21 protein-coding genes are annotated in these 20,793 nt (G+C 62.8%); 12 read left to right on the forward strand and 9 right to left on the reverse strand.

What is annotated here, in order from left to right; all coding sequences use genetic code 11:
- Nucleotides 1-27 precede the first annotated feature (27 nt).
- The 4 genes from C482_RS01300 (at nt 28) to C482_RS01315 (ending at nt 3,718) form a co-directional block, all read left to right on the forward strand.
- Entirely contained in the window at nt 28-423 is a 396-nt protein-coding gene (locus C482_RS01300; RefSeq protein ID WP_006165538.1) for a 2Fe-2S iron-sulfur cluster-binding protein, read from the forward strand.
- Between the two features lie 223 nt (nt 424-646).
- Nucleotides 647-2,746 (forward strand): NAD-dependent DNA ligase LigA, encoded by a 2,100-nt coding sequence (gene ligA, locus C482_RS01305; RefSeq protein ID WP_006165539.1) that lies wholly within the window; start codon nt 647-649, stop codon nt 2,744-2,746.
- Nucleotides 2,747-2,817: 71 nt separating this feature from the next.
- Complete coding sequence (locus C482_RS01310) at nt 2,818-3,240, forward strand: universal stress protein (RefSeq protein ID WP_049896370.1); 423 nt, start codon at nt 2,818-2,820, stop codon at nt 3,238-3,240.
- 76 nt (nt 3,241-3,316) lie between these two features.
- On the forward strand, nt 3,317-3,718 hold the full coding sequence (locus C482_RS01315; protein WP_006165541.1) for a PPOX class F420-dependent oxidoreductase: 402 nt from the start codon (nt 3,317-3,319) through the stop codon (nt 3,716-3,718).
- Between the two features lie 13 nt (nt 3,719-3,731).
- On the opposite strand, the gene C482_RS01320 is transcribed toward C482_RS01315, so the two are convergent.
- From C482_RS01320 to C482_RS01330, 3 genes are all read right to left on the reverse strand, one after another.
- The gene (locus tag C482_RS01320; RefSeq protein ID WP_006165542.1) at nt 3,732-4,691 is read right to left on the reverse strand and encodes an ABC transporter permease; all 960 of its coding nucleotides are present in this window, start codon (nt 4,689-4,691) and stop codon (nt 3,732-3,734) included.
- Nucleotides 4,688-5,614, reverse strand: coding sequence for an ABC transporter ATP-binding protein (locus C482_RS01325; protein ID WP_006165543.1), 927 nt, complete (start codon nt 5,612-5,614; stop codon nt 4,688-4,690). The genes C482_RS01320 and C482_RS01325 overlap by 4 nt, the downstream gene beginning before the upstream one ends.
- Nucleotides 5,615-5,706: 92 nt before the next feature.
- Nucleotides 5,707-5,976: a hypothetical protein gene (locus tag C482_RS01330; protein WP_006165544.1), complete on the reverse strand. Its 270-nt coding sequence runs from the start codon at nt 5,974-5,976 to the stop codon at nt 5,707-5,709.
- Between the two features lie 138 nt (nt 5,977-6,114).
- Between C482_RS01330 and C482_RS01335 the strand changes: the two genes are divergently transcribed.
- From C482_RS01335 to C482_RS01355, 5 genes are all read left to right on the forward strand, one after another.
- Nucleotides 6,115-6,984 carry a hypothetical protein gene (locus C482_RS01335; RefSeq protein ID WP_006165545.1) on the forward strand — a complete coding sequence of 290 codons (870 nt, stop codon included), beginning with the start codon at nt 6,115-6,117 and terminating at the stop codon, nt 6,982-6,984.
- Nucleotides 6,985-7,070: 86 nt separating this feature from the next.
- Complete coding sequence (locus C482_RS01340; protein WP_006165546.1) at nt 7,071-8,903, forward strand: excinuclease ABC subunit C; 1,833 nt, start codon at nt 7,071-7,073, stop codon at nt 8,901-8,903.
- 96 nt (nt 8,904-8,999) lie between these two features.
- Complete coding sequence (locus tag C482_RS01345) at nt 9,000-9,533, forward strand: hypothetical protein (RefSeq protein WP_006165547.1); 534 nt, start codon at nt 9,000-9,002, stop codon at nt 9,531-9,533.
- 115 nt (nt 9,534-9,648) lie between these two features.
- Nucleotides 9,649-9,945: a stress response translation initiation inhibitor YciH gene (gene yciH / locus C482_RS01350; RefSeq protein WP_006165548.1), complete on the forward strand. Its 297-nt coding sequence runs from the start codon at nt 9,649-9,651 to the stop codon at nt 9,943-9,945.
- A gap of 185 nt (nt 9,946-10,130) precedes the next feature.
- A complete protein-coding gene (locus C482_RS01355) occupies nt 10,131-10,613 on the forward strand; it encodes a GNAT family N-acetyltransferase (protein ID WP_006165549.1) in 483 nt (160 codons plus the stop codon).
- A gap of 49 nt (nt 10,614-10,662) precedes the next feature.
- Here C482_RS01355 and uvrB read toward each other — a convergent pair whose 3' ends face one another.
- Together uvrB and C482_RS01365 are read right to left on the reverse strand one after the other, a co-directional pair.
- Complete coding sequence (uvrB, locus tag C482_RS01360; protein ID WP_006165550.1) at nt 10,663-12,723, reverse strand: excinuclease ABC subunit UvrB; 2,061 nt, start codon at nt 12,721-12,723, stop codon at nt 10,663-10,665.
- Between the two features lie 462 nt (nt 12,724-13,185).
- Nucleotides 13,186-14,160 carry a DUF4397 domain-containing protein gene (locus C482_RS01365; protein ID WP_006165551.1) on the reverse strand — a complete coding sequence of 325 codons (975 nt, stop codon included), beginning with the start codon at nt 14,158-14,160 and terminating at the stop codon, nt 13,186-13,188.
- Nucleotides 14,161-14,415: 255 nt separating this feature from the next.
- On the opposite strand from C482_RS01365, the gene C482_RS01370 reads away from it, so the two are divergent.
- A complete protein-coding gene (locus C482_RS01370) occupies nt 14,416-14,685 on the forward strand; it encodes a DUF7553 family protein (protein ID WP_049896371.1) in 270 nt (89 codons plus the stop codon).
- A gap of 272 nt (nt 14,686-14,957) precedes the next feature.
- On the opposite strand, the gene C482_RS01375 is transcribed toward C482_RS01370, so the two are convergent.
- Nucleotides 14,958-15,341, reverse strand: a complete 384-nt coding sequence (locus C482_RS01375) for a RidA family protein (RefSeq protein WP_006165553.1) — start codon at nt 15,339-15,341, stop codon at nt 14,958-14,960.
- A 120-nt stretch (nt 15,342-15,461) separates the two neighbouring features.
- Nucleotides 15,462-16,592 (reverse strand): ORC1-type DNA replication protein, encoded by a 1,131-nt coding sequence (locus C482_RS01380; RefSeq protein ID WP_006165554.1) that lies wholly within the window; start codon nt 16,590-16,592, stop codon nt 15,462-15,464.
- Nucleotides 16,593-16,906: 314 nt separating this feature from the next.
- Here C482_RS01380 and C482_RS01385 point away from each other — a divergent pair, with 314 nt between their 5' ends.
- Together C482_RS01385 and C482_RS01390 are read left to right on the forward strand one after the other, a co-directional pair.
- A complete protein-coding gene (locus C482_RS01385; protein WP_006165555.1) occupies nt 16,907-17,587 on the forward strand; it encodes a helix-turn-helix domain-containing protein in 681 nt (226 codons plus the stop codon).
- Complete coding sequence (locus C482_RS01390; RefSeq protein ID WP_006165556.1) at nt 17,580-18,080, forward strand: hypothetical protein; 501 nt, start codon at nt 17,580-17,582, stop codon at nt 18,078-18,080. Before C482_RS01385 ends, C482_RS01390 begins: the two co-directional genes overlap by 8 nt.
- 64 nt (nt 18,081-18,144) lie before the next feature.
- Here the strand turns inward: C482_RS01390 and C482_RS01395 are convergent, their stop codons facing one another.
- Complete coding sequence (locus C482_RS01395) at nt 18,145-19,575, reverse strand: amidohydrolase family protein (protein WP_006165557.1); 1,431 nt, start codon at nt 19,573-19,575, stop codon at nt 18,145-18,147.
- A 51-nt stretch (nt 19,576-19,626) separates the two neighbouring features.
- Complete coding sequence (locus tag C482_RS01400; RefSeq protein WP_161605584.1) at nt 19,627-20,793, reverse strand: cation:proton antiporter; 1,167 nt, start codon at nt 20,791-20,793, stop codon at nt 19,627-19,629.

The raw sequence follows: 20,793 nt of genomic DNA on the forward strand, positions 1-20,793 counted from the left end.
CGGTCAGCCGACGACGGAGGGACAACCGTGACCAGCTACGAGGTGGTACTCGAGCGCGCCGGCGCGCCGAACCACACGATCGAGGTCGACGAACGTGAGACGATACTCGAGGCGGCCCGCCGAGACGGTGTTCGACTCCCGGCGGACTGCCTGAAAGGGACGTGCACGACCTGTGTGGGGCGAGTGGCCGGGATCGAAGGCGAAGACGAAAGCGAAAGCGAAGGCGAAGGCAATGGCAAGACGACTGATTCCAGGCCGGACGCAGCGCTCGCCGTCGACTATCGACGGCCGCCGCAGGCGCTCGACGAACACGAGCGCGCCGACGGCTACGTGTTGCTGTGTATCGCACTGCCACGAGCCGACTGCCACATCGAGGTCGGACCACAGGTGCGTGCCGAAGTCGGTGACAGTCCCTGGCGGTAGGTCGCTGTACTCGATCGCTACCTGTATGATCATCACCTCTGTCGTTACCGTACCAGCCCGGTAGCTGGGATATCGTGGTGCTGATGAAGCCGCTGGCACAGCATCGTCTGGCACAGCAGCCGGCATGTCGCTGGCGCACTGGCTGGAGCCAGAGCCAGCGGAGCCAGAACGAAAGCCACGACAGTAACGTTAACGGGGGCGCGTGGCAAGTTTCGGGCAACGAATGTCTCTCGCCGACGAAAACACGGACGAGAACCCGTATCTTCGAGACCCGCCGACAGCGTTCGAGCCGCCAGCGCAGCTTTCCGAGGACGACGCACGCGAACAGGTCGCACAGCTCCGCGAGGCAATCCGCGAACACGACCGCCGGTACTACGTCGAAAACGACCCGCTCATCGCCGACCGAACCTACGACACGCTGTTCGAGCGACTGCAGGTACTCGAGTCCACCTTCGATCTCAGCCACCCCGACAGTCCGACGAGGAGTGTCGGCGGCGAGCCGATCGAGGCCTTCGAGACGGTCGAACACGAGGCACCGATGCTCTCGATCGACCAGAGCGGCGAGGAGGCCGATGTTCGTGAGTTCGACGAGCGCGTCCGGCGCGAGGTCGGAGCGGTCGACTACGTTTGCGAACCCAAGTTCGACGGCGTCTCGATGGAGTTCGTCTACGAGGACGGCAGCCTCCAGCGTGCCGTCACCCGCGGCGACGGCCACGAGGGCGACGACGTGACGCGAAACGCCCGGACCATCGGCTCGGTTCCCCAGAAGCTCCACGGCGACTATCCCGACTTCCTCGTGGTGCGCGGCGAGGTCTTCATGCCGAAAAGCGCCTTTCAGGAGTACAACCGCAAGCGGATCGAACGCGGCGAGGAACCCTTCGCCAACCCGCGCAACGCGACCGCCGGCACCATCCGACAGCTCGACCCCGAAATCGTCGCCGAGCGCCCCCTCGACGTCTTCTACTTCGACGTGCTCGCAGCGAGCGAACTCGAGGACAGTCATCGTGAGGAACTCGAGCGCTTTCCTGAGTTCGGCCTGCGAGTGACGGACCACGTCGAGATTGTCGACGACATCGACGACGCCATCGCGTACCGCGACCGGATGCTCGAGGCTCGCGACGACCTGAACTACGAAATCGACGGCACTGTCATCAAGGTTGACGACCGCGACGCTCGCGAGGAACTCGGCCGAACGGCCAGACACGACCGCTACGCCTTCGCCTACAAGTTCCCCGCCCGTGCCGAAGTGACTCCGATTGCCGACGTGGCCGTCCAGATCGGTCGTACCGGTCGGGTAACGCCCGTCGCCCTGCTCGAGCCAGTCGACGTCGGCGGCGTGACCGTCTCGCGTGCGAGTTTGCACAACCCCGAGGAAATTGCCGAGAAAAACGTCGATATTGGCGACACGGTTCGCGTCCAGCGTGCGGGCGACGTGATCCCCTACGTCGAGGAGGTCATCGAGAAAGCGGCGGAGAACGAGCCCGAGAGCCACTACGAACTCCCCGATCACTGCCCGGTCTGTGACAGCGCTATCGAACGCGATGGACCGATGGCGTTCTGTACCGGCGGCCTGGCGTGTGACGCCCAGCTTCGCCGCTCCATCGAGTACTACGCGAGCGACGACGGCCTCGATCTGGAGGGCCTCGGCGAAAAGAGCGTCCACCAACTCGTCGACGCCGAACTCGTCGAGTCCATTGCCGACCTCTACGAACTCGAGCGCGAAGACCTGACCGCACTCGAGGGCTGGGGCGAAACGAGTGCCGAGAATCTCCTGACCGAGATCGAGGCCAGCCGCGAGCCACCACTGGCGGACTTCCTCTCGGCGCTTGGCATCCCCCACGTAGGACCGACGACGGCACGCGAACTCGCCCGCGAGTTCGGGACATTCGAGGCAGTCCGCGAGGCGGCCGAGGACGACCCAGCGGCGCTCGAGGCCGTCGACGACGTGGGCAAGACAGTCGCGGAGACGATTCACGAGTTCTTCGCGAGCGAGGCGAACGCCGCAGCGGTGGCCGACATTCTCGCTCACGTCTCGCCACAGGAGTCCGACCTAGAGTCCGGTGGCGACGAACTCGACGGGCTTACGTTCGTCTTTACGGGGTCGCTCGCCGACGTGACTCGCAGCGAGGCCCAGGAGACGGTTGAAGCCCACGGTGCGAATGCGACAGGAAGTGTATCTGGGAATACGGACTATCTCGTCGTCGGCGAGAATCCAGGTGCGACGAAGCGTGAGGATGCTGCGGCGAACGATGTGCCGATCATCGACGAGGGCGAGTTCCGTGATCTGCTGGCGGAGCGTGGGATCGACCTCGCGTCCCAATAGTGTGAATAGTTGGTTGCGGGTCTGGGACGGCAACCAGAACGCCGAAGCTGATCGGTGCACAACAGTACCGCATGTACGAAACGCTTCTAGTTGGAGTGGATGGTAGTGATTTCGCACAGAAAGCGCTTGAACACGCTGTCGAACTGTCGCAAGCTGTTGGGGCAACCCTCCACGTCATCACGGTTGTCGATTCGACGGCGAACCCAATGCGGTTCAGCGTTACTGAAGTAGCTGAACTGAACCAGGCGAAGGCGACACTCATTGAAAGTGTTACAAACGCAACGAATAATGACGACATCACGGCCGAGGTTCGTCGAGGCGATCCCACTGACGCCTTGCTGGAGTATGCTGCCGAGATTGATGCGGATTTGATTCTCGTTGGACAGAGTGGTGTCGGACAACTCGAAGCGACGATTTTTGGACGGACAACCGATCAACTGGCAGAACAGACACAGGTCCCACTGACTATCGTGCCGCTCTCGAACGGAGACTGACCACACTGCTGGCTGTTGAATCCCACCCTACCAGTGTGGGGCCTGCAATTTAGTACCAAAGCGGTGTACAGACCCCATGACTTCGATTCCCGATGATTGTCAGGACCTGTTCGAGAAGGAAACATTCGCCCACGTCGCCACGCTGTTGCCGGACGGTGCACCGCACGTGACACCGGTGTGGATCGACTACGACGCCGACGCTGATCAGTTACTGGTGAACACTGAGCGGGACCGGCGTAAGGAAAAAAACGCCCGCAACGACGTTCGCGTGGCCGTGAGTATGACCGATCCCGACAACCCGTATCGGATGCTCTCAGTGACCGGCACGGTTGATGAGGTGACGACGGAGAACGCTCGCGAACACATTGATGAACTCGCACGGCGGTATATGGACGTTGAGGAGTATCCGAATCCAATCGAGACCGAACGCGTCATTATATCAATCGAACCCAAGCGTGTGAGTCACTTCGACGGGTGACGAGAAAGTCGCTCTACAGGTCGACTCGATCGAACCGGAAGAGCGCAATCGCGATCGGCACGACGATCCAGGCCAGCAGAATGACGAACGCGAACCAATCCTGCAGGTAGAACGGCACGCTGCCGAACGTGTTTTCGAGGATCTGCACGGTCTGCTGATCCATCTCGGGCATCGAGGTGGCGAGCGAGAGGACGTTCTGGTATGCCACTCCCGGGTCGAGACTGTTGAAGAACAGCGCAACCTGCGCGGACGTCTCACCCTCCGGCAGGTAGCCCGAATTCATCAGCGTCATGAACGCGACGAGCATGGTGTCCCAGAGAATGTAGAACAGGACGAAGATGCCGAACATCCCCGCACCAGCAATGGTCGTCGAGCGCGTCAGCGACGACACGGCGACGGCGATGCTCGTGTAGGCAAGGCCGTAGATGATCGACATTACGAGGAGCCCGCCGTAGTCGACGATATCGAAGCTCCCGAGCAGTGCGACGACGACGAGCGCTGCGAGCACGAAGCCGACGATGAGCGACACCGAAAGCACGGCAGCCCGTCCAATGAGCTTCCCGAGGAGCACGTCCTTCCGGGAGTGGGGAAGCGAGAGCAGAATCTTGATGCTGCCCGACTCACGCTCGCCGGCGATGGCCTTCCAGCCGAGGATCAGCGCGATCAGCGGGATGACCAGCCGCGTGATTCCGTTGACCATGGCCACGAGCGCCTCCGTCGTCTGTCCCTGCGCAGCGATATCATCACCGAAGTAGGAGATAGCGCCAGTCGTCGCGACCAGCAGGGTGAAAAAGAAGACGCTCAGCCCCCAGAACATCCACGAGCGGATCGAGTCCCGGAAATCCTTCTTCGCGACCGCGCGGACGCTCGCCGGGTTGATCGAACTACTCGAAGAACCGCCTGCCGCTGCGTCGGCTCCGACCTCGATTGTGGTCGCATCAGATCCAGTGCCGGACCCGATATCAGTGCTCATCGCGCATGCACCTCCGTACCCGTCGTATACGACTGGAAGACATCTTCGAGCGACGCCTCATCGGTCGAGAAGTCTCGAACGTCGACACCGTGGTCCTCGAGTGCGGTGAGCACAGCGGTCTTCGAGCCCTCGACCTGTGCGGTGATCGTCGGTGGCTGTTCCGACCCGACGGTGACGGTCGAGACGTCAGAGAGGGACCGAACGGCCTGCACCGCTTCGTTGTCGATGCGATCAACTGTGACCCGAAGCGTCGTTCCGCCGCTAATCGAGTTTCGCAGCCCCTCGACCGAGTCGACGGCGACCATCTCGCCGTTCCGGAGAATGCCGACGCGGTCACAGACCGCCTCGACCTGCTCCATGCTGTGACTCGAAAAGAACACGGTCGCGCCGCGGGCGTTCTCCTCGCGGACGATCTCGCGCATCTCGCGTGCGCCGTTGGGGTCGAGCCCCGTCGAGGGCTCGTCTAAGATCAGCAGGTCCGGCTCGCCGACGAGGGCCATCGCGAGCATGAGCCGCTGAGACATCCCTTTCGAGTAGCCACCAGCCTTCTTGTCGATGGCGTCTGCCAAGCCGACCCGTTCGAGGAGGGCTTCCGAATCATCGTCAGCAGCCTTCGATTCGATGGCGAACTCGAGATGCTGGCGGGCGGTGAGTCGGTCGTAGGTACGATACCCTTCGGGGAGGACGCCGGTCCGCGAGCGGATGTCGCGGCTGTGAGCCTGCGCGTCGCGGCCGAGAACCTCGACGCGGCCGGCTGTCGGGCGGATGAAATCCAGGAGGACGTTAATCGTGGTCGACTTGCCTGCCCCGTTTGGGCCGAGAAAGCCGAAGACCTCGCCCTTACGGACCTCGAAGGAGAGGTCGTCGAGCGCGAGCGTCTGACCGTATGACTTCGTCAGATCGTCGACGCGGAGTGCGGGCATGGCTGTGTCATCTCTCCGTTCACCGATAAGAGTTGCCACTTGTGAGAGATAATCCACACACCAGATGGAAAGAAAGAAACTACAGCAGCCAGTCAGATCGGGTCGTCAGGCTCGTACTGGTTGGTCACGCGCTCAACCTCTGTAGCGTAGCGCTCGCGGGCCTCTTCGTCCGCAACTGGTTCGAGATCTGACTCGGGAACGTCCGTTGCGGCAGTCACCGCCGATCCCGTCCGCAGCGCAGTCGACGAGCGTTCACGCTGCTGGTATCGTGAGCCATCGGGCGTTGCATACACGAGCGTCACGATATTTCGTGTCCCAAACTCGCGTTCGACCAACCAGCACTGAACCGTCGACTCAGTCATGGCCGACCGTTACCGGCGAAGCACCGAGAAAGTATCGCGTCCAACGTGGCCATTCACGGGAATCGACCGTTCGCACGCACAGCAGAACGCCACAGCGTACTTGAAGCCAGTTGGTGCACTCACGGACGAGACGAACCGATGGCCACGCGCAGGAACGGAGACGACGCCAACAGTCGAGACGGCCAGAACGGCCGGGGTGGCGAGAACAACTCTCTCGGTGCCGAACCCCAGATAGGCCGTCTTGACCATCTCGACCGCCTTCGCTACGAGGGCGAGACCGAACAGCGACGCGTCGCACTCGAGACGGCGACGGTCGTCGTCACCAGCCACCGTGTGCTGGCAGTCGATCACGATGGTGACAGCAGTCGAGGGACTACTGGAAGCCGTCCCTACCGGTACGCAGACCGGCCGAACGTCCAGCGCATCGATGTCAGCACGGGCGGAGCACCGGCGCACCGCTACCGGACGCTGCTCACTGGTGCGCTCGGACTCACACTCCTGACAATTTCGCTGGCGACCTCGTTCGCGGCTATGGTTCCAGCGGTGGCACTCGAGAGCGGCGGAGCGAGCGGAGACGAAACCAGTTCAGGTGCTGAATCGGAAACAGGCGCGTCGGGCATGGAAACAGCAGCCGGAGGGGAGCCCGGAACGGATATCGCGACGACGGCCGCCGTTGACGGAATCTTCGAAACGCTCGGACTAGTGTTTCAAGCACTCGACCTGGCGGTGCTCGCGGGCGGGTTGCTCTTGCTCGGAGTAGCGGCCGTGTTCGCGGCGCTCTACGTCCGCTCTCGCAGAGAGCGACTGCGGATCGAAGTCGCGGGCGAGGCCGACATCGAACTGCCGCTCGGTCGAACGGACGACGGGAGGGCGACTGCGCTCAGTCTCCGCGAGGCGATCCAGCCGGGATCGGTAGGTGGGCAGTCGCTCGCGGCGACGAGCGGCGGTACTTCCGACAAAGACGACCACTCGCTAAACGACGAGTTCGGTCCGGGGAACGAGTGGTGAGTCACGGGCGGTCAGCGGCAGCGAGAGTATCGGAACCACGGCCACGATGAGTCAGGCTGAAAGCCGTCGACGCCCTAACGCGCTCGATGAACGCAGACGCGGTTCGCGAGCGCGCCCGAGCGCTGCCGCGAGAGCCCGGCGTCTACCAGTTCCAGGCCGACGGCACGACCCTCTACGTCGGCAAGGCCGTCGACCTCCGGAGTCGCGTCGGTTCCTACGCCGATCCGCGCAGCGCCCGCATCAGTCGGATGATCGACCGCGCAGACGCGGTCGAGATTGCCGTCACCGACACTGAGACGCAGGCGCTCTTGCTCGAAGCCAACCTGATCAAGCGCCACCAGCCGCGGTACAACGTCCGACTCAAGGACGACAAATCGTACCCAATGGTGCAGTTGACAGCTCACCCCGCCCCGCAGATCGAGATCACCCGTGATCCGAGCGAGTCCGCGACCGTCTTCGGCCCCTACACCAACAAACGGCAGGTCGAGACCGTCGTGAAGGCCCTGCGCGAGACCTACGGCGTCCGCGGCTGTTCTGACCACAAGTACTCCGGCCGGGACCGTCCCTGCCTCGACTACGAGATGGGGCTCTGTACCGCCCCCTGCACGCGAGAGATCGAACTCGAGACGTACGCCGAAGACGTAACCGCCGTCGAGCGCTTCTTCGAGGGCGAAACCGGTATTCTCACGGACCCGCTGCGCCGGGAGATGGAAGCCGCTGCCCAGGAACAACACTTCGAGCGCGCGGCCAATCTTCGGGATCGACTCGAGACGGTCGAAGCCTTCCACGGCGAGGGCGGCGAGGCGGTCCAATCGGTCGGCGACGAGCGCGCGGTCGACGTACTCGGCGTCGCCATCGAGGGCGAGGACGCGACCGTTGCCCGTCTGCGCGCCGAGAGCGGAAAACTCGTGGATCGAGAGCGCCACACGCTCGAAGCGCCGGGCGCAGAAACGGACGCAAACACGGACGTGGACGCGAATGCGAACGCGACAGCAGCACCTGCAGTCGATGGCGGACTCGCAGCGGGTGCAGATACAGCGGACAGCCGGGGCGGCGTCCCCGCCGTCCTCGCCGCCTTCATCGTCCAGTACTACGCCGAACGCGACCTCCCCGACGCACTCCTCCTCCCCGAACGCCACGGCGACGACGAGGTCAGGGCCTGGCTCGACGCCGAAGGCGTCGCCGTCCGCGTCCCCGGTGCCGGCCGCGAGGCCAAACTCGTCGACCTCGCGCTCAAGAACGCCCGGCGAAACGTCGGCCGCCGCGACGAATGCGGTATGCTCGCCGACGCACTCGACCTCGACGCCGTCCGGCGAATCGAGGGCTTCGACGTGAGTCACGCCCAGGGAACGGCCGCCGTCGGAAGCAACGTCACCTTCGTCGACGGCAGCGCCGAAACGGCCGACTACCGCCGGAAGAAACTCACCGACCAGAACGACGACTACGACAACATGCGCGCGCTACTCGAGTGGCGCGCCAGCCGAGCCGTCGAGGGCCGGGACGACAGGCCGAATCCGGACCTCCTGTTGATCGACGGCGGCGAGGGGCAACTCGAGGCGGCCCGGGACGCGCTGGCTGCGGTTGGCTGGGACGTGCCTGTAATCGCGCTCGCGAAGGCCGAAGAGACGGTTATCACCCCCGACAGACAACTTTCCTGGCCCTCGGACGCACCGCACTTGCACCTGCTCCAGCGTGTTCGCGACGAGTCCCACCGCTTTGCCGTCCAGTACCACCAGACGCTGCGTGACGACGTGAAGACGGTGTTAGACGACGTCCCTGGTATCGGTCCCGAGACGCGAAAGCGACTGCTCGGGCGCTTTGGGAGTGTGGAGAACGTTCGCGAGGCGAGCGTGGAGGACCTCCAGAGCGTTGCTGGCGTGGGCGAGAAGACAGCTCAAACGGTGAAGGAGCGGCTGTAGAGTGAATGTGCAGTGAGAGGACGTAGAAAAATCACAGCAGACCGATTCGTCACAGTTCGCTAACGTATTTGTATTGTCGGGTTGAACCGTTCGGTGATGAACGACTTCGTTCGCGCCATGGTGGTCCCCTTCTTCATGGCACTCTTTCCGGCTGTCTGGTTCGTCAATCGGAACCTGACAACCGCCCAGCTTCCGCCAACGGTCGAACCGAGTGCAGGGCTGATCCTGCTCGGGTTTGCTGGCGCGGTCGTCGGCTCGGCCGCTGTTGCCGCCGTTCTCGCAGCCGTTGGGCGAAACCAGTCCGTCGCGGCCGAAGAGTTGCCGTTTCGACAGCGGGTGTTTCAGCCCGACACCGCCTCGCTTACCGTCTTCCTCGCGCTGGTCGGACTCTGTGCGCTCTGGGCGCTGGTTGCCTTCACCGGGGTCGGACCAGCAATCCTCAGCGACGCCCTGACGTTCGTGATGATCCTCCCCGGCCTCCCGCTGCTCGTTCTCGCACCGCTCGCGATCCACTCCGCGGTCGCGACGACGGTCGGTCTCGTCGCCTGCGCCCTCTGGCTGTCGGTCCTCTCGGTCGGCACCACCGAACTCATCGGACACTGGACGACGGCCAAGAAATCAGACCGGTGACTAGCGTAGCCACTGCAAGTCAGTGCACACCCGATCGCACAGCTGTCATGCGAAGTGTGTGAAGAGTCGTAATTGGTACTATAGAACTATTGCACTGGGCCACCTGTATGCTATCGTGCCCGCAGACGACCCACTCGACGACCTGCTCGACGAACTAGACAACCAGAGCGATCTCGAAACCGCGGAACAGATACTGTCGATCCGCATGGAGTCCCGGCGGTACGGTAAGCCGGTGACGATCGTCGAGGGATTCGACCTCTCGAAATCCGAGATTGAGTCGATCGCATCGGACCTCAAATCGTCGCTCGGCACCGGCGGCACCGTCGACAAAGGCCGGATTGAACTCCAGGGAGACCACCGCGACAGAGTGCCGGACCTGCTTCGCGACCGTGGGTTCGACGTGCAGTCGTGAGGCGGTCTCCTGGAAGTCAGTTCCACTGGGACCGCGACCTGGGCAGCGACCCCACCGGCAAATCGTTACAGCAGTCCGAATGAGGGCAGATCGAACTCGCGGTATCGGGCGAACGTAACACAGGTTGGACTGGCGCAACTCGAGTTGAGACTATACCTTTGACCGTTGGTACCGTTGAACACCATATGGAGATCCGTCCAGCAACCGCCGACGACCGCAAGGCGATCCGCGAGGTCGCCCGCGACACCTGGCATGACACCTACGACGAACTCGCGAGCGACGTCATCGACGAGACGGTTGACGAGTGGTACGCCGACGACGAACTCGAGCGCGCCCTGTCGGAACCCGGCACCGCAGTACTGGTCGCCGAAACTGACGACGGCGTCGTTGGCTTCACCCACGGCGTCGTGCAGAACGACGAGGGTGACGTGCTCCGGATGTACGTCCACCCAGACCACCAGCGCAAGGGGGTCGGGACGGCGCTCCACGAGCGCCTGCGCGACGATCTCGCAGACTTCAACATGAACCGAATGCGAGCCATCGACCTCGCCTCGAACGAGGGCGGGCGAACGTTCTACGAAGACCTGGGCTTCGAGGAGACCGGTGGCGGCACCGTCGAGATGGGTGACGAGGAGCACGAGGAAGTTGTCTACACACTCGAGTTATAGCGTTGTCGCAGACTCCCACGATAGCGGATTCGCAAGAGTAGGCGGGAAATCAGAACTCCTCGGCCGGCGGCGCGACACCCTCGTCTTCGGCACCGCCTGCGAGTTCGAACTCCTCGCGAACCTCCCGAATCCGGTCGCGGATATCCGCGGCGAGTTCGAACTCGAGATTGCTCGCGGCTTCGTCCATCCGCGTCTCGAGTTCGTCGATGTAGCGGGCGGCTTCGTCCTCGTCCTCGAGTTCCCGGCCGGAGACCTGCGAGGTGTCGGTCTTGCTGCCGGGCAGGTTCGTCTCGCTGACGGCCTTGTCGATGGTGGTCGGTTCGAGGCCGTGTTCCTCGTTGTACTCCTGCTGAATGCGGCGACGGCGCTGGGTTTCCTCGATTGCGGACTCCATCGCGTTCGAAGGATCGTCGGCGTAGAGGATGACCTCGCCGTTGACGTTTCGCGCCGCACGGCCCATCGTCTGGACGAGCGTCGTCTCGGAGCGGAGGAAGCCCTCCTGGTCGGCGTCGAGAATCGCCACGAGCGAAACTTCCGGGATGTCGAGCCCCTCTCGCAGGAGATTGATCCCGACGAGCACGTCGATCTCACCCAGTCGAAGGGAGCGGATAATCTCGTGGCGCTCCAAGGTGTCCGTCTCGTCGTGCATGTACTCGACGTTGACGCCGGCCTCTTCGAGATACTCCGTGAGATCCTCGGCCATCCGCTTCGTGAGCGTGGTGACGAGGGTGCGCTCGTCGCGGTCGATCCGGTCGTCGATGCGGTCCATGAGGTCGTCGATCTGGCCGCTCGCAGGTGAGACGGAAATTTCGGGGTCGACGAGGTGGGTCGGACGAACGATCTGCTCGGCGATGCGCTCGGAGTGTTCGCGCTCGTAGTCGCTCGGCGTCGCCGACACGTATAGCGTCTGGTCGGTCTTCTCCTCGAACTCCTCGAAGGTGAGCGGGCGGTTGTCGTAGGCGGTCGGGAGCCGGAAGCCGTTCTCGACGAGCGAATCCTTGCGGGACTTGTCGCCGGCGTACTGCCCGCGAATCTGGGGAATCGTCTGGTGGGACTCGTCGATCACCGTCAGGAAATCGTCCGGGAAGTAATCGAGCAGCGTGTACGGTGCCTCGCCGGACTCGCGGTCCGAGAGGTAGACCGAGTAGTTCTCGATCCCCGAACAGTAGCCCGTCTCCTGCATCATCTCGAGGTCGAACGTCGTGCGCTCCTCGATGCGCTGGCCGGCGATCATGTCACCTTTGCGCTCGAAGTACGAGATCCGGGAGTCGAGATCGTCGCGAATCTCGTCCATCGCGCGCTCGAGTTTGGGTTCCGGAATCGAGTAGTGCTCCGCGGGGTGGACGAGAACGGCCTGCTGGTCGCCCTGGGTGGTGCCCTCGAGTGGGTCCACTTTCACCATGCGGTCGATTTCGTCGCCCCAGAGTTCGACGCGGACGGCGTAGCGGCCGTACATCGGGTAAATTTCGACGGTATCGCCCCGGACGCGGAACGTGCCTTGCGTGAAGTCGACGTCGTTGCGCTCGTAGTTCAGGTCCACGAGCTGTTTCAGGAGGTCGTCGCGACCGACCTCCTCGCCGACCTCAAGTCGCAGCGACATGTCGATGTAGTTTCGCGGGTCACCGAGGCCGTAGATCGCAGAGACGGAAGCGACGACGATCACGTCCTCGCGGGTCAGCAGCGAGCGCGTGGCCGAGTGCCGGAGTCGGTCGATCTCGTCGTTGATCGAGGCGTCCTTGTCGATGTAGGTGTCCGTCTGTTCGACGTAGGCCTCGGGCTGGTAGTAGTCGTAGTAGGAGACGAAGTACTCGACGGCGTTCTCGGGGAAGAGATTGCGGAACTCTTCGTAGAGTTGGGCCGCGAGTGTCTTGTTGTGCGCGATCACGAGCGTCGGCTTCTGCACCTCCTCGATGGTCCAGGAGACGGTGTTCGTCTTCCCCGACCCCGTGACGCCGAGGAGCGTCTGTTTCTCCATGCCCGAGTTGAACCCGTCGGCTAGCTGCTCGATCGCCTCGGGCTGGTCACCGGCGGGCTCGAAGGGAGCGTCGACCTCGAAGGGATGGTCGGCGTCCGGTCGGTCCGGCTGCAGGGGACCTCGAGAATCACTCATCATCGGGATCAAGGACTGGAGCTACTTTACGCGCTCGCATATGGGAGTCGTCAGTTCCAGACTACGCCGTCTCGATCTGCTCTGGACCAGCGGATTGGTTCCATCGACAGAGCAAGACACCAGAACAACTATGCGACACACATTGAGAGCCGTAGCAATACTCACCCTCTCCAGACGATCCGTCCGTGGTCCGGGAGCGGTGGCCGATGGACTTGCTCGTGCTCGGAGCAGAATAGGGACAGGCCGTGGTGTACGACCGAGTCACGCTTGTCCCACAAGTCCGTCGAGAGCACCTCGACTCTGTTGGACAGTCCCTTATCGCGAAATAATGGGAGTTCAAGCGAGCGACCGAGAGCAGGTCAAAAGAGGTGCAGACCGGGAGCCCACCGCCGCGGTGTGTCACCGGTCGTGTGCCGTCTCAGTTCGTCCCTCCGGTCGACCTACTGTCTCGGCAGGCCCTGATTAGGCCTCTGCGTCAGCCTCGGTTGGCTCGTCGACAGGTGCGTCGTCGGTGTCGGGGTCAGGCTCGGGTTCCGGTTCCGGTTCGGCTTCAGGCTCAGTCTCTGGTTCGGTCGTCGGTTCGTCGGCAGGCTCATCGGGCTCAACGGCGTCGTCGACAGGGTCGGCCTCCGTCTCGGCTGGCGTCGCTTCGTCGTCTGCGTCGGGGCCGTCAACGGCAATCTCGACCGTGAAGTCACGGTCAGCCACGTCGGCTGCTGGTTCGAGGTAGCCAATTGCGTACCCGGTGTACGCTACGTCGGCCTCGAGTTCAACGTCGAACGCCGCGACCACAGTCTCTGGGTCGCCCGCAGGCCGGACGGACAGTTCGTAGGCACCTGCGGGAACGGCGAGGTACTCGGAGACATCACCGAAGGAGACGTCCTCGACCAGCGGATTGTCGTCCGCATAGATGTCAACTGCGGGCGCGTCGGGCGAGAAGTGGGCGACCCGGGCGAACGCCGACTCCGCTGGTGCATCGCTCGGAAGCGGCTCGGCATCTGTCAGCACCTCCGGTCGGAACGTCTCCGCCTCGAGTTCGCCGATCGCTGCGACCGTGTAGTAGGCGTCGCCAACGTCGACGTCACCCTCGAACGCAACGGTGTCGGGGTCACCAGCCGCAGTAATCGTGATCGTGTAGGTGCCTGGGTCGAGGTCCAGATAGGGTGAAATGGCACCGTAGGGAACATCCGAGAGGACTTCCGCACCGTCGACGAGGATGTCGACTGCAGGTGCGTCAGGCGAGAAGTGTGCGACGCGAACTGCAGCGTCGGTGGGCTCGTCTGCCGGACGGTCATCGTCCATCGGTTTGTCGTCTTTCGACGGTTTACCGCACTCGTCTGTCGTGTCGTCACCGCTCGCGAGGGCGACGCCACTGGAGAGTCCAACTCCACTTGCAATACCAATTACCTTGAGCGTCGTGCGTCGTGAGAACGTCATTTGCAGCCGGGTAAGGGGCGTTCGGCCAGAAGAACACAGCAGTTAGTTTCAGCAGGTTGACTACCGTTTCTGCTGGTAATACCATGTGTCTCGATAAGAGGTAATCAGTCATTCCCAGGTGGCAGTCGGTCAACACGATGTTGAACGCAGAACGCCGGATGGAAAACAGACTGAAACGGATTTGAACGGTGCGAAACAACCTCCTGTTCAGGTGCCACGCTAACCGTTATAGGGCGGGTCGTTGTGGCCTCGCACATGGTTCAGGAACTATCACAGGCACGTGACAAACTCGAGCAGGCGGCCAAGACAGCCGACGACGACGGCGCTCGCGAGGACATCCGCGAGGTCGCCAGTGCGTTCAAAGACTACACGGTCAGCGATCGCAAGCCCGATCACGCAATTCTCGACAAACACCTCAATCAGCTCAGACAGCTCAGCGAACGAACGGACACCGACACACAAGACCGGATCGACAATGCACTCGAAATCGCCGAGGGATATCGTGAACAACTCGATCAGGCCTGAGTGCAGTACCGCACAAAGCACCAGCAGTTACCTCCGTCTGACACTCGCCACTCACGAAGAGGAGGTCCTAACTAGTGGTCACTGGTGGCATCGTTCATCTCGGTGATCACGGAACTCTCCGATCAGAACCGGGTTATTATATCTGCGACAACAGTTCATGGACTGGACTGGCGGGCAGTCGATCACGATTCGGACGATTTGCTGTAACGGTTTACCGGTGGAACCGCGCCCCATCCTACGGTTGCACCGGAAATGACCGACAGCAGACCGTATCAAACGGCAGCTTCGACATCGACTTCGACCATGGCCGTTGCAGCGAGATCCGAAACTTCGACGACGCATCGAACCGGATACGGCTCGGAGACGTACTGCCTGTAGACTTCGTTGAACTCCTCGAACGAATCGAGATCGGTGACGTACACAGTTACCTTGATGACGTCGTCGAAGGATGACCCGCCCGCCTCGAGGGTCGCTTCAATGTTGTCAAGCGTCCGTTCGGCCTGTTCGCTCATCGTGTCACCGATGATCTCGCCGGTCTCCGGATCACCGGGGAGCTGCGCAGCGTGTAGCGTCTCTCCGTGGATCATCCCCTGCCCGATCGGCAGCGAATACAGGTCGGTGAACGACGGCGCGCCGTCTGTCGTAACTGGCTCCATCGTTCGCCTCCACAGCTGCGACCAGTATAAAACGGAAGGTCAAGCTGTCGAACGTATCGGAGTCGAAGAACTTGCGAGCGAGCGGTGAGCCTATCCTGACCGGCCGGCGCGCCCGGCAGCTTACTCGAGTCGATCCAGCACGGCATCCTTCTCGTAGGACAGCGACAGCGAGCGCGATCGGCCGCGGCCGTCGACCTCCGCGTACTCGGCGTCGATCAACCCGAGCTGGTCGAGCTTGTTCACGATTTCCGAATACCGGGTGTAGCCGAGATCCGTCTGCTCGCGGAAGGCTTCGTACACCTCGCCCGCCTGTTCGCCGTCGTGGTGTGCAATAACCTCCAGGAGGGTCTGCTCGGTGTCAGTTAAGCCAGAGAGCGACCGCGAGAGGTTGATATACTTCGACTGCTCGTAGGACTCCTCGACGTCCTGCCGTTCGACGCTGCGACTCGCACGCATCTCCGCGTTGAGCCCCGCCCGGCGCAGGAGATCAATCCCCACCCGAAGGTCGCCGCTGTCGGCCGTGAGTTCGGCGACGTACTCGAGTGTCTCCCTGCCGATGACGCCGTCGTGAAAGCCCCGGCGGACGCGCTCGTCGAGGATGTCGACGATTTCGGGCTGGTCGTAGACCGGGAAATAGACGTCTTCGGGGCGGAAGACGCTCTGAACGCGGGAGTCGAGTTCGTCGATGACGTCGAGGGAGGGGTCGGAGGAAACGACGATAACGCCAATCTTCGCGCCAGGATGTTCCTCGTGGGCGCGAAGCAGCGAGTAGAGGGTGTCAGAGGCCTCGTTCTCGTAGAAGAGGTAGTTGACGTCGTCTAGGGCGACGACGAGCACGCGGTCGTCCTCGACGAGTTTCTCCGCGATCTGGCTGAATAGCTTCTTGAAGGAGATCCCCGACGACGGCGGTTCGTAGTCGAAAGTTCCCTCGAACAGTCGCGAGAACACCGAGTAGCGGGTTGCATTGACCTGACAGTTGACGCGGATGGTCCGCACGTCGCTGGTCTGTGCGCCGACCTCGTCGAACAGTTTCTGGATCGAGGTCGTCTTGCCGGTTCCCGGCGGGCCCCGAACCACGACGTTGAGCGGGCGCGAGCCACGCACCGCTGGCCGCAGCGCGTACGTCAGGTTTCGCATCTGGCCCTCGCGGTGCTGGAACGTCTCAGGGACGTAGTCGATTTCGAAGACGTGCTCGTCCCGAAACACGGACTCGTCCCACGACAACATCCCCTCCTCGGGGTCGTCTGCCATCACTTTCACCACGCTGTCCGAGTTACTTAGTTGTTTGCTGTCTATCGGGTTCTGACCCGCTCGACAGCCGTGATCCACACGAATCGCGCACAGTGTTCAGAGCCAGCCGCCTTCTACTCGGCCTACAAGTTCGGAGTCAGCCGCGCGCCACGCATCGTCACGGCTCTCGAGTACCGTGCCCCCGCTACCAATGCCGACGATTCGGCTCAAATCCGAAATCGTTCAGACGCCAACGTCGGCACAGTATGCACGTGCTGCGAGGAGAGCACAGTATCTATTTATGTATTGTTGCACAAGATCATACACTGTCTGAAATGGCGCAACAGAACGTGACAATCTGCATCGATGCGTATCCGGATGCAGAGACCGACGTGTTTCGTATCGGAGCGGCGGACGATATCCTCCGGCTGTTAGTCGATGCTCACGAGACGGAGTTTACGATCCCCGATCTCGTCGACGCAACGGACGTCACTCGGTCGACGGTCTGGCGGGCCGTCAATCTCCTCGAGAATATCGGTGCCGTTCGAATCCGGAAAACGGCACGGCGAAACTACGTCTCGATTAATCCGGATCGGCTCCAGAAGGACGATCCGATACTCGCGATCGAACAATCGGAGTTCCACGCGCCGATTCGGGCCGTTGTGACGCACGTTCGTGAGGCAGCCAGTGCTGCCGATGAGATCGACGACGTTGTCGGCGTCGTCGTGTTTGGAAGCGTCGCTCGAGGCGACGCCGACCGACAGAGCGACATCGACCTGTTCGTCGTGGTTGACGGCGACCGGACAACGGCCCGTCGCGTCATCGCCGACGTTGTTGCCGACCTCCAAGAGCAACGGTTCGATGGGGACCGGTTCGACTTCGAACCGTACGTCGAATCCACAGCGAGCGCACGTCGAGCAGGGCCGAAGCTCCGGGAGATCTTCCTGGAGGGTATCACGGTGTACGGCAGTGACCAACTGCAATCGCTCCGGAAGACAGTGATTGGCGATGAGTAGTACGCGAATCGAACAGTTCATCGACGACGCACAGGCGGCGTTCGACCGGCGGCCGGCAAAAATTGAATCCGGACTCGATGTGACGGACGCAGCGCTCCTCCAGCTACGGAAGGCGTGCCGACTGCTCGCTGGTGCCGACGCCCTGCGTGAGGCGGGATACTACACACTCGTTATCGAAGCTTCGTTCGTCGCAATCGAACGAACGGTCGAGTTCCGACTCCTCGAGCGCGGAACGATGGAGCCGAACGATCTTCCCGGAACACACCCGGGTGTGTATCGAGAAGCGGCTACGGTCGGCATCGTTGCTGAATCCGTGGCTGCGGACCTTGCCGACCTCTGGCGCGACCACCGAGCAAAAACGTACTATCAGGACGGGCTCGCCTCAGCGGAACGAGCTCAGGCGATGTACGCACTCGCCAGTGAGATCCACGCCTTCGTCATCGGTCGGTCGTCGCAGGGCCACGAGTGTCTGTGCGCCGAGACAGGTTCATAGTCGCAACCCACGTCAACGCCGATACCGACGCCGATGTCAGCTGTCGACTCTCAGCTTTCAACGTTCAGAGCCAGCCATCCTCCACTCGACCCACGAGTTCGGAATCAGCCGCGCGCCACGCATCGCCCGCACGATCGAAGACTACCGCAGCGCGCTCGTTCGCCGACTCGAGTACCGCCCCCTCGTCGACCGTCGTGACGGCACCGTTCTCGAGTACCACCTCGCCGTCGACGACGACCGTGTCGACGAGGCCGGCGTTCGCGCCGTAGATCAGATTCGGCACGGCCGTCTGCAGCGGCTCGGAGACGACGGGTGCGGTCGAGGGGTGGTCGAGGTCGAGCACGACGAGGTCGGCGCGTTTGCCGGCCTCGAGTGAGCCCACGCGGTCGTCGATCCCGAGCGTCTTCGCACCCTCGATGGTCGCGACGCGAAGCGCCTCCCACGCGGGGAAGGCGGTCGGATCAGTTTGCTTGGTCTTCGCGAGCAGCGCCGTGGTCCGCAGCTCTCGCAGGAAATCGTGCCCGCCCGGACCGGGAGCCTGATCCGTTCCGATGCCGGCGACGCCGCCGTACTCGCGGTACTCGGCGATTGGCGGCGTGATGCCGTCGATGGCGGCGATCGAACTCGGGTTCGCGGCCATCCGCACGCCGGCGTCGGCGAGGTGCTCGCGTTCTGCGGGCGTGGCGTTGTGGAGGTGCACGGCGAGCAAGCGCTCCGAGACGATGCCGAGGTCGTCGAGAACGCTGACGGTCGTCTCGTCCGCACCGTAGCGGGCCTGAATCTGGCGGTGCTCGCGCTCGCCCTGCGCGACGTGCATGTGGATGCCCCGGTCGTGCTCGACGGCGCGGTCGCGGATTGTCTCGAGTAGTTCGGGCGGCACCATGTCGAGTGCCTGTGGTCCGTAGAGACACGAGACGCGCTCGTGGTCGTCGTACGTGTCGAACAGGTCCTCGTTGCGTTCAAGTCCCGCCCAGCCCTGCTCCTCGTCGAGCGGGTACGGCTCGTCCGGCCCGAGGTCGGCTGCGGCGTCGTCGACAGCGTTGATCGTCTCCGTGGCAACGACACGAATGCCCATCGGATCGGAGACCGCGTCGACGAGGTCGGCGACATCGGCCGCGTACTCGCCGACGGTGGTCACCCCCGAGCGCAGCGCCTCGAGGACACCGAGTCGCGCGCCGGCGATCTCGTCTTCGGCGGTCATCGCCTCCGAGAGTGGACCGAGCGCGCGGTTCATCCACTCGATTTCGGGCACATCCTGTGCGCCGCCGCGAAGGAGCGTCAGGCCGGTATGGGCGTGGACATTCACCAGTCCGGGGAGGACAACCCGACCGCTGCCGTCGATGGTTCGCGCCGGGTCGCCGTCGAATTCGTCGGCGGAACCGACGTAAGTGAGAACACCGCCCTCGACGGCGATTGTCGCATCATCGACGATTCCGAGTCGGCCGTCGCCCATCGTCAACGCGAGCGCGTTTGTGATTGCGAGGTCGCTGGTCATACGTCGGGCCACGGCCGGCAGTCCTAAATGGGAAAGTGAGCCGGCAAACGATCACGTGGACGCATCGGCCCGCCGGATCGCGCGAGTGAGTAGAAGGGGTGCTGTGAGCACTGAAACGAGCACCAGCGCGAGGACCGCAACGAAGAGCCGCTGATCGATGATGCCTGCAGCGAGCGCGCTGGTCGCAACGATCAGTTCGGCACCGGCGCGAGGCAACAAGCCGATACCGACGATCAGCGCGTCGGCGTGGTCGTGCCCAACCAGACGGCCACCGAGGTAGCCACCGCCGACTTTCGCACCGACGCCGGCCGTAACGACTGTCGCCACGAAGGGATCAAACTGCAACAACGCTGACGGATCCAGCCGTGCACCGACGCTGACGAAGAACAGCGGAATGAACACCCCGTACGCAATTCCGACGATCCCCTCACGGATCTGCGCGCGTCGAAACCGGCGATCGGTTCCAACGATCAGTCCGGCGACCAGACCGCCGAGGATCGCGTCCAGTCCGACAGCGTCCGCAGCATAGCCGAACAAAAAGAGGAGCCCCATGATACCGATCAACTCCGAGTTGGGCTGGTTCGAACCACCAAGCATCCGTGCGAACCGTCCGATGAGCAGCCGGTAGACGACAAAGACTCCGGCGAAGAAAGCTGCGACGAGCGCCAGAATACGGACATACTGGAAGAGCGATGCACCCGCCTGCTGCGTTACGAGCAACGAGAACGCGGTGAGACCGACGACTTCTGCGAGCGCCGCTACGCCGACGATGTGCAGCGCGTACTGCGTGTGGAGCCGATCGACATCGAAGAGCATCCGCGCGGAGACGCCGATCGATGTGACGCCGAACGCGATTGCGAGCACGGCGCTAGCGGTGGGGTCGTATCCGAACACGACTCCCGTCGCGAAGCCCGCTACGGCAGGGACACCGACGCCGAGCAACGCGACGACAACGACCGAAGCGCCGCTTTGCTCAAGTTTTCCGAGGTCAATCTCCTCGTAGCCGGCGTCGAACAGCAACAGCATCGCGCCGATCGAAGCCAGCAGCGCGAAGGCTCCGTCGGGATCGATGACACCCAACATGTACGTTCCGAGCGCGATGCCCGCGAGGATCTCGCCGAGTATCACCGGTTCACCAGCGCGGTCAACAACCTCGCCGAGAACCAAGGCGGCGATGAGCGCGACCCCAACAGAGAGAAATACGGATGTATCCGTCAC

The organism is Natrialba chahannaoensis JCM 10990, from assembly GCF_000337135.1.
In the GTDB taxonomy this organism is placed as follows: domain Archaea; phylum Halobacteriota; class Halobacteria; order Halobacteriales; family Natrialbaceae; genus Natrialba; species Natrialba chahannaoensis.

Coding starts and splice junctions, on each gene's coding strand:
- ligA (WP_006165539.1), top strand. CDS start 647: ATGTCTCTCGCCGACGAAAACACGGACGAGAACCCGTATCTTCGAGAC.
- C482_RS01310 (WP_049896370.1), top strand. CDS start 2,818: ATGTACGAAACGCTTCTAGTTGGAGTGGATGGTAGTGATTTCGCACAG.
- C482_RS01315 (WP_006165541.1), top strand. CDS start 3,317: ATGACTTCGATTCCCGATGATTGTCAGGACCTGTTCGAGAAGGAAACA.
- C482_RS01320 (WP_006165542.1), bottom strand. CDS start 4,691: ATGAGCACTGATATCGGGTCCGGCACTGGATCTGATGCGACCACAATC.
- C482_RS01325 (WP_006165543.1), bottom strand. CDS start 5,614: ATGCCCGCACTCCGCGTCGACGATCTGACGAAGTCATACGGTCAGACG.
- C482_RS01330 (WP_006165544.1), bottom strand. CDS start 5,976: ATGACTGAGTCGACGGTTCAGTGCTGGTTGGTCGAACGCGAGTTTGGG.
- C482_RS01335 (WP_006165545.1), top strand. CDS start 6,115: ATGGCCACGCGCAGGAACGGAGACGACGCCAACAGTCGAGACGGCCAG.
- C482_RS01340 (WP_006165546.1), top strand. CDS start 7,071: ATGAACGCAGACGCGGTTCGCGAGCGCGCCCGAGCGCTGCCGCGAGAG.
- C482_RS01345 (WP_006165547.1), top strand. CDS start 9,000: ATGAACGACTTCGTTCGCGCCATGGTGGTCCCCTTCTTCATGGCACTC.
- C482_RS01355 (WP_006165549.1), top strand. CDS start 10,131: ATGGAGATCCGTCCAGCAACCGCCGACGACCGCAAGGCGATCCGCGAG.
- uvrB (WP_006165550.1), bottom strand. CDS start 12,723: ATGAGTGATTCTCGAGGTCCCCTGCAGCCGGACCGACCGGACGCCGAC.
- C482_RS01365 (WP_006165551.1), bottom strand. CDS start 14,160: ATGACGTTCTCACGACGCACGACGCTCAAGGTAATTGGTATTGCAAGT.
- C482_RS01370 (WP_049896371.1), top strand. CDS start 14,416: ATGGTTCAGGAACTATCACAGGCACGTGACAAACTCGAGCAGGCGGCC.
- C482_RS01375 (WP_006165553.1), bottom strand. CDS start 15,341: ATGGAGCCAGTTACGACAGACGGCGCGCCGTCGTTCACCGACCTGTAT.
- C482_RS01380 (WP_006165554.1), bottom strand. CDS start 16,592: ATGGCAGACGACCCCGAGGAGGGGATGTTGTCGTGGGACGAGTCCGTG.
- C482_RS01385 (WP_006165555.1), top strand. CDS start 16,907: ATGGCGCAACAGAACGTGACAATCTGCATCGATGCGTATCCGGATGCA.
- C482_RS01390 (WP_006165556.1), top strand. CDS start 17,580: ATGAGTAGTACGCGAATCGAACAGTTCATCGACGACGCACAGGCGGCG.
- C482_RS01395 (WP_006165557.1), bottom strand. CDS start 19,575: ATGACCAGCGACCTCGCAATCACAAACGCGCTCGCGTTGACGATGGGC.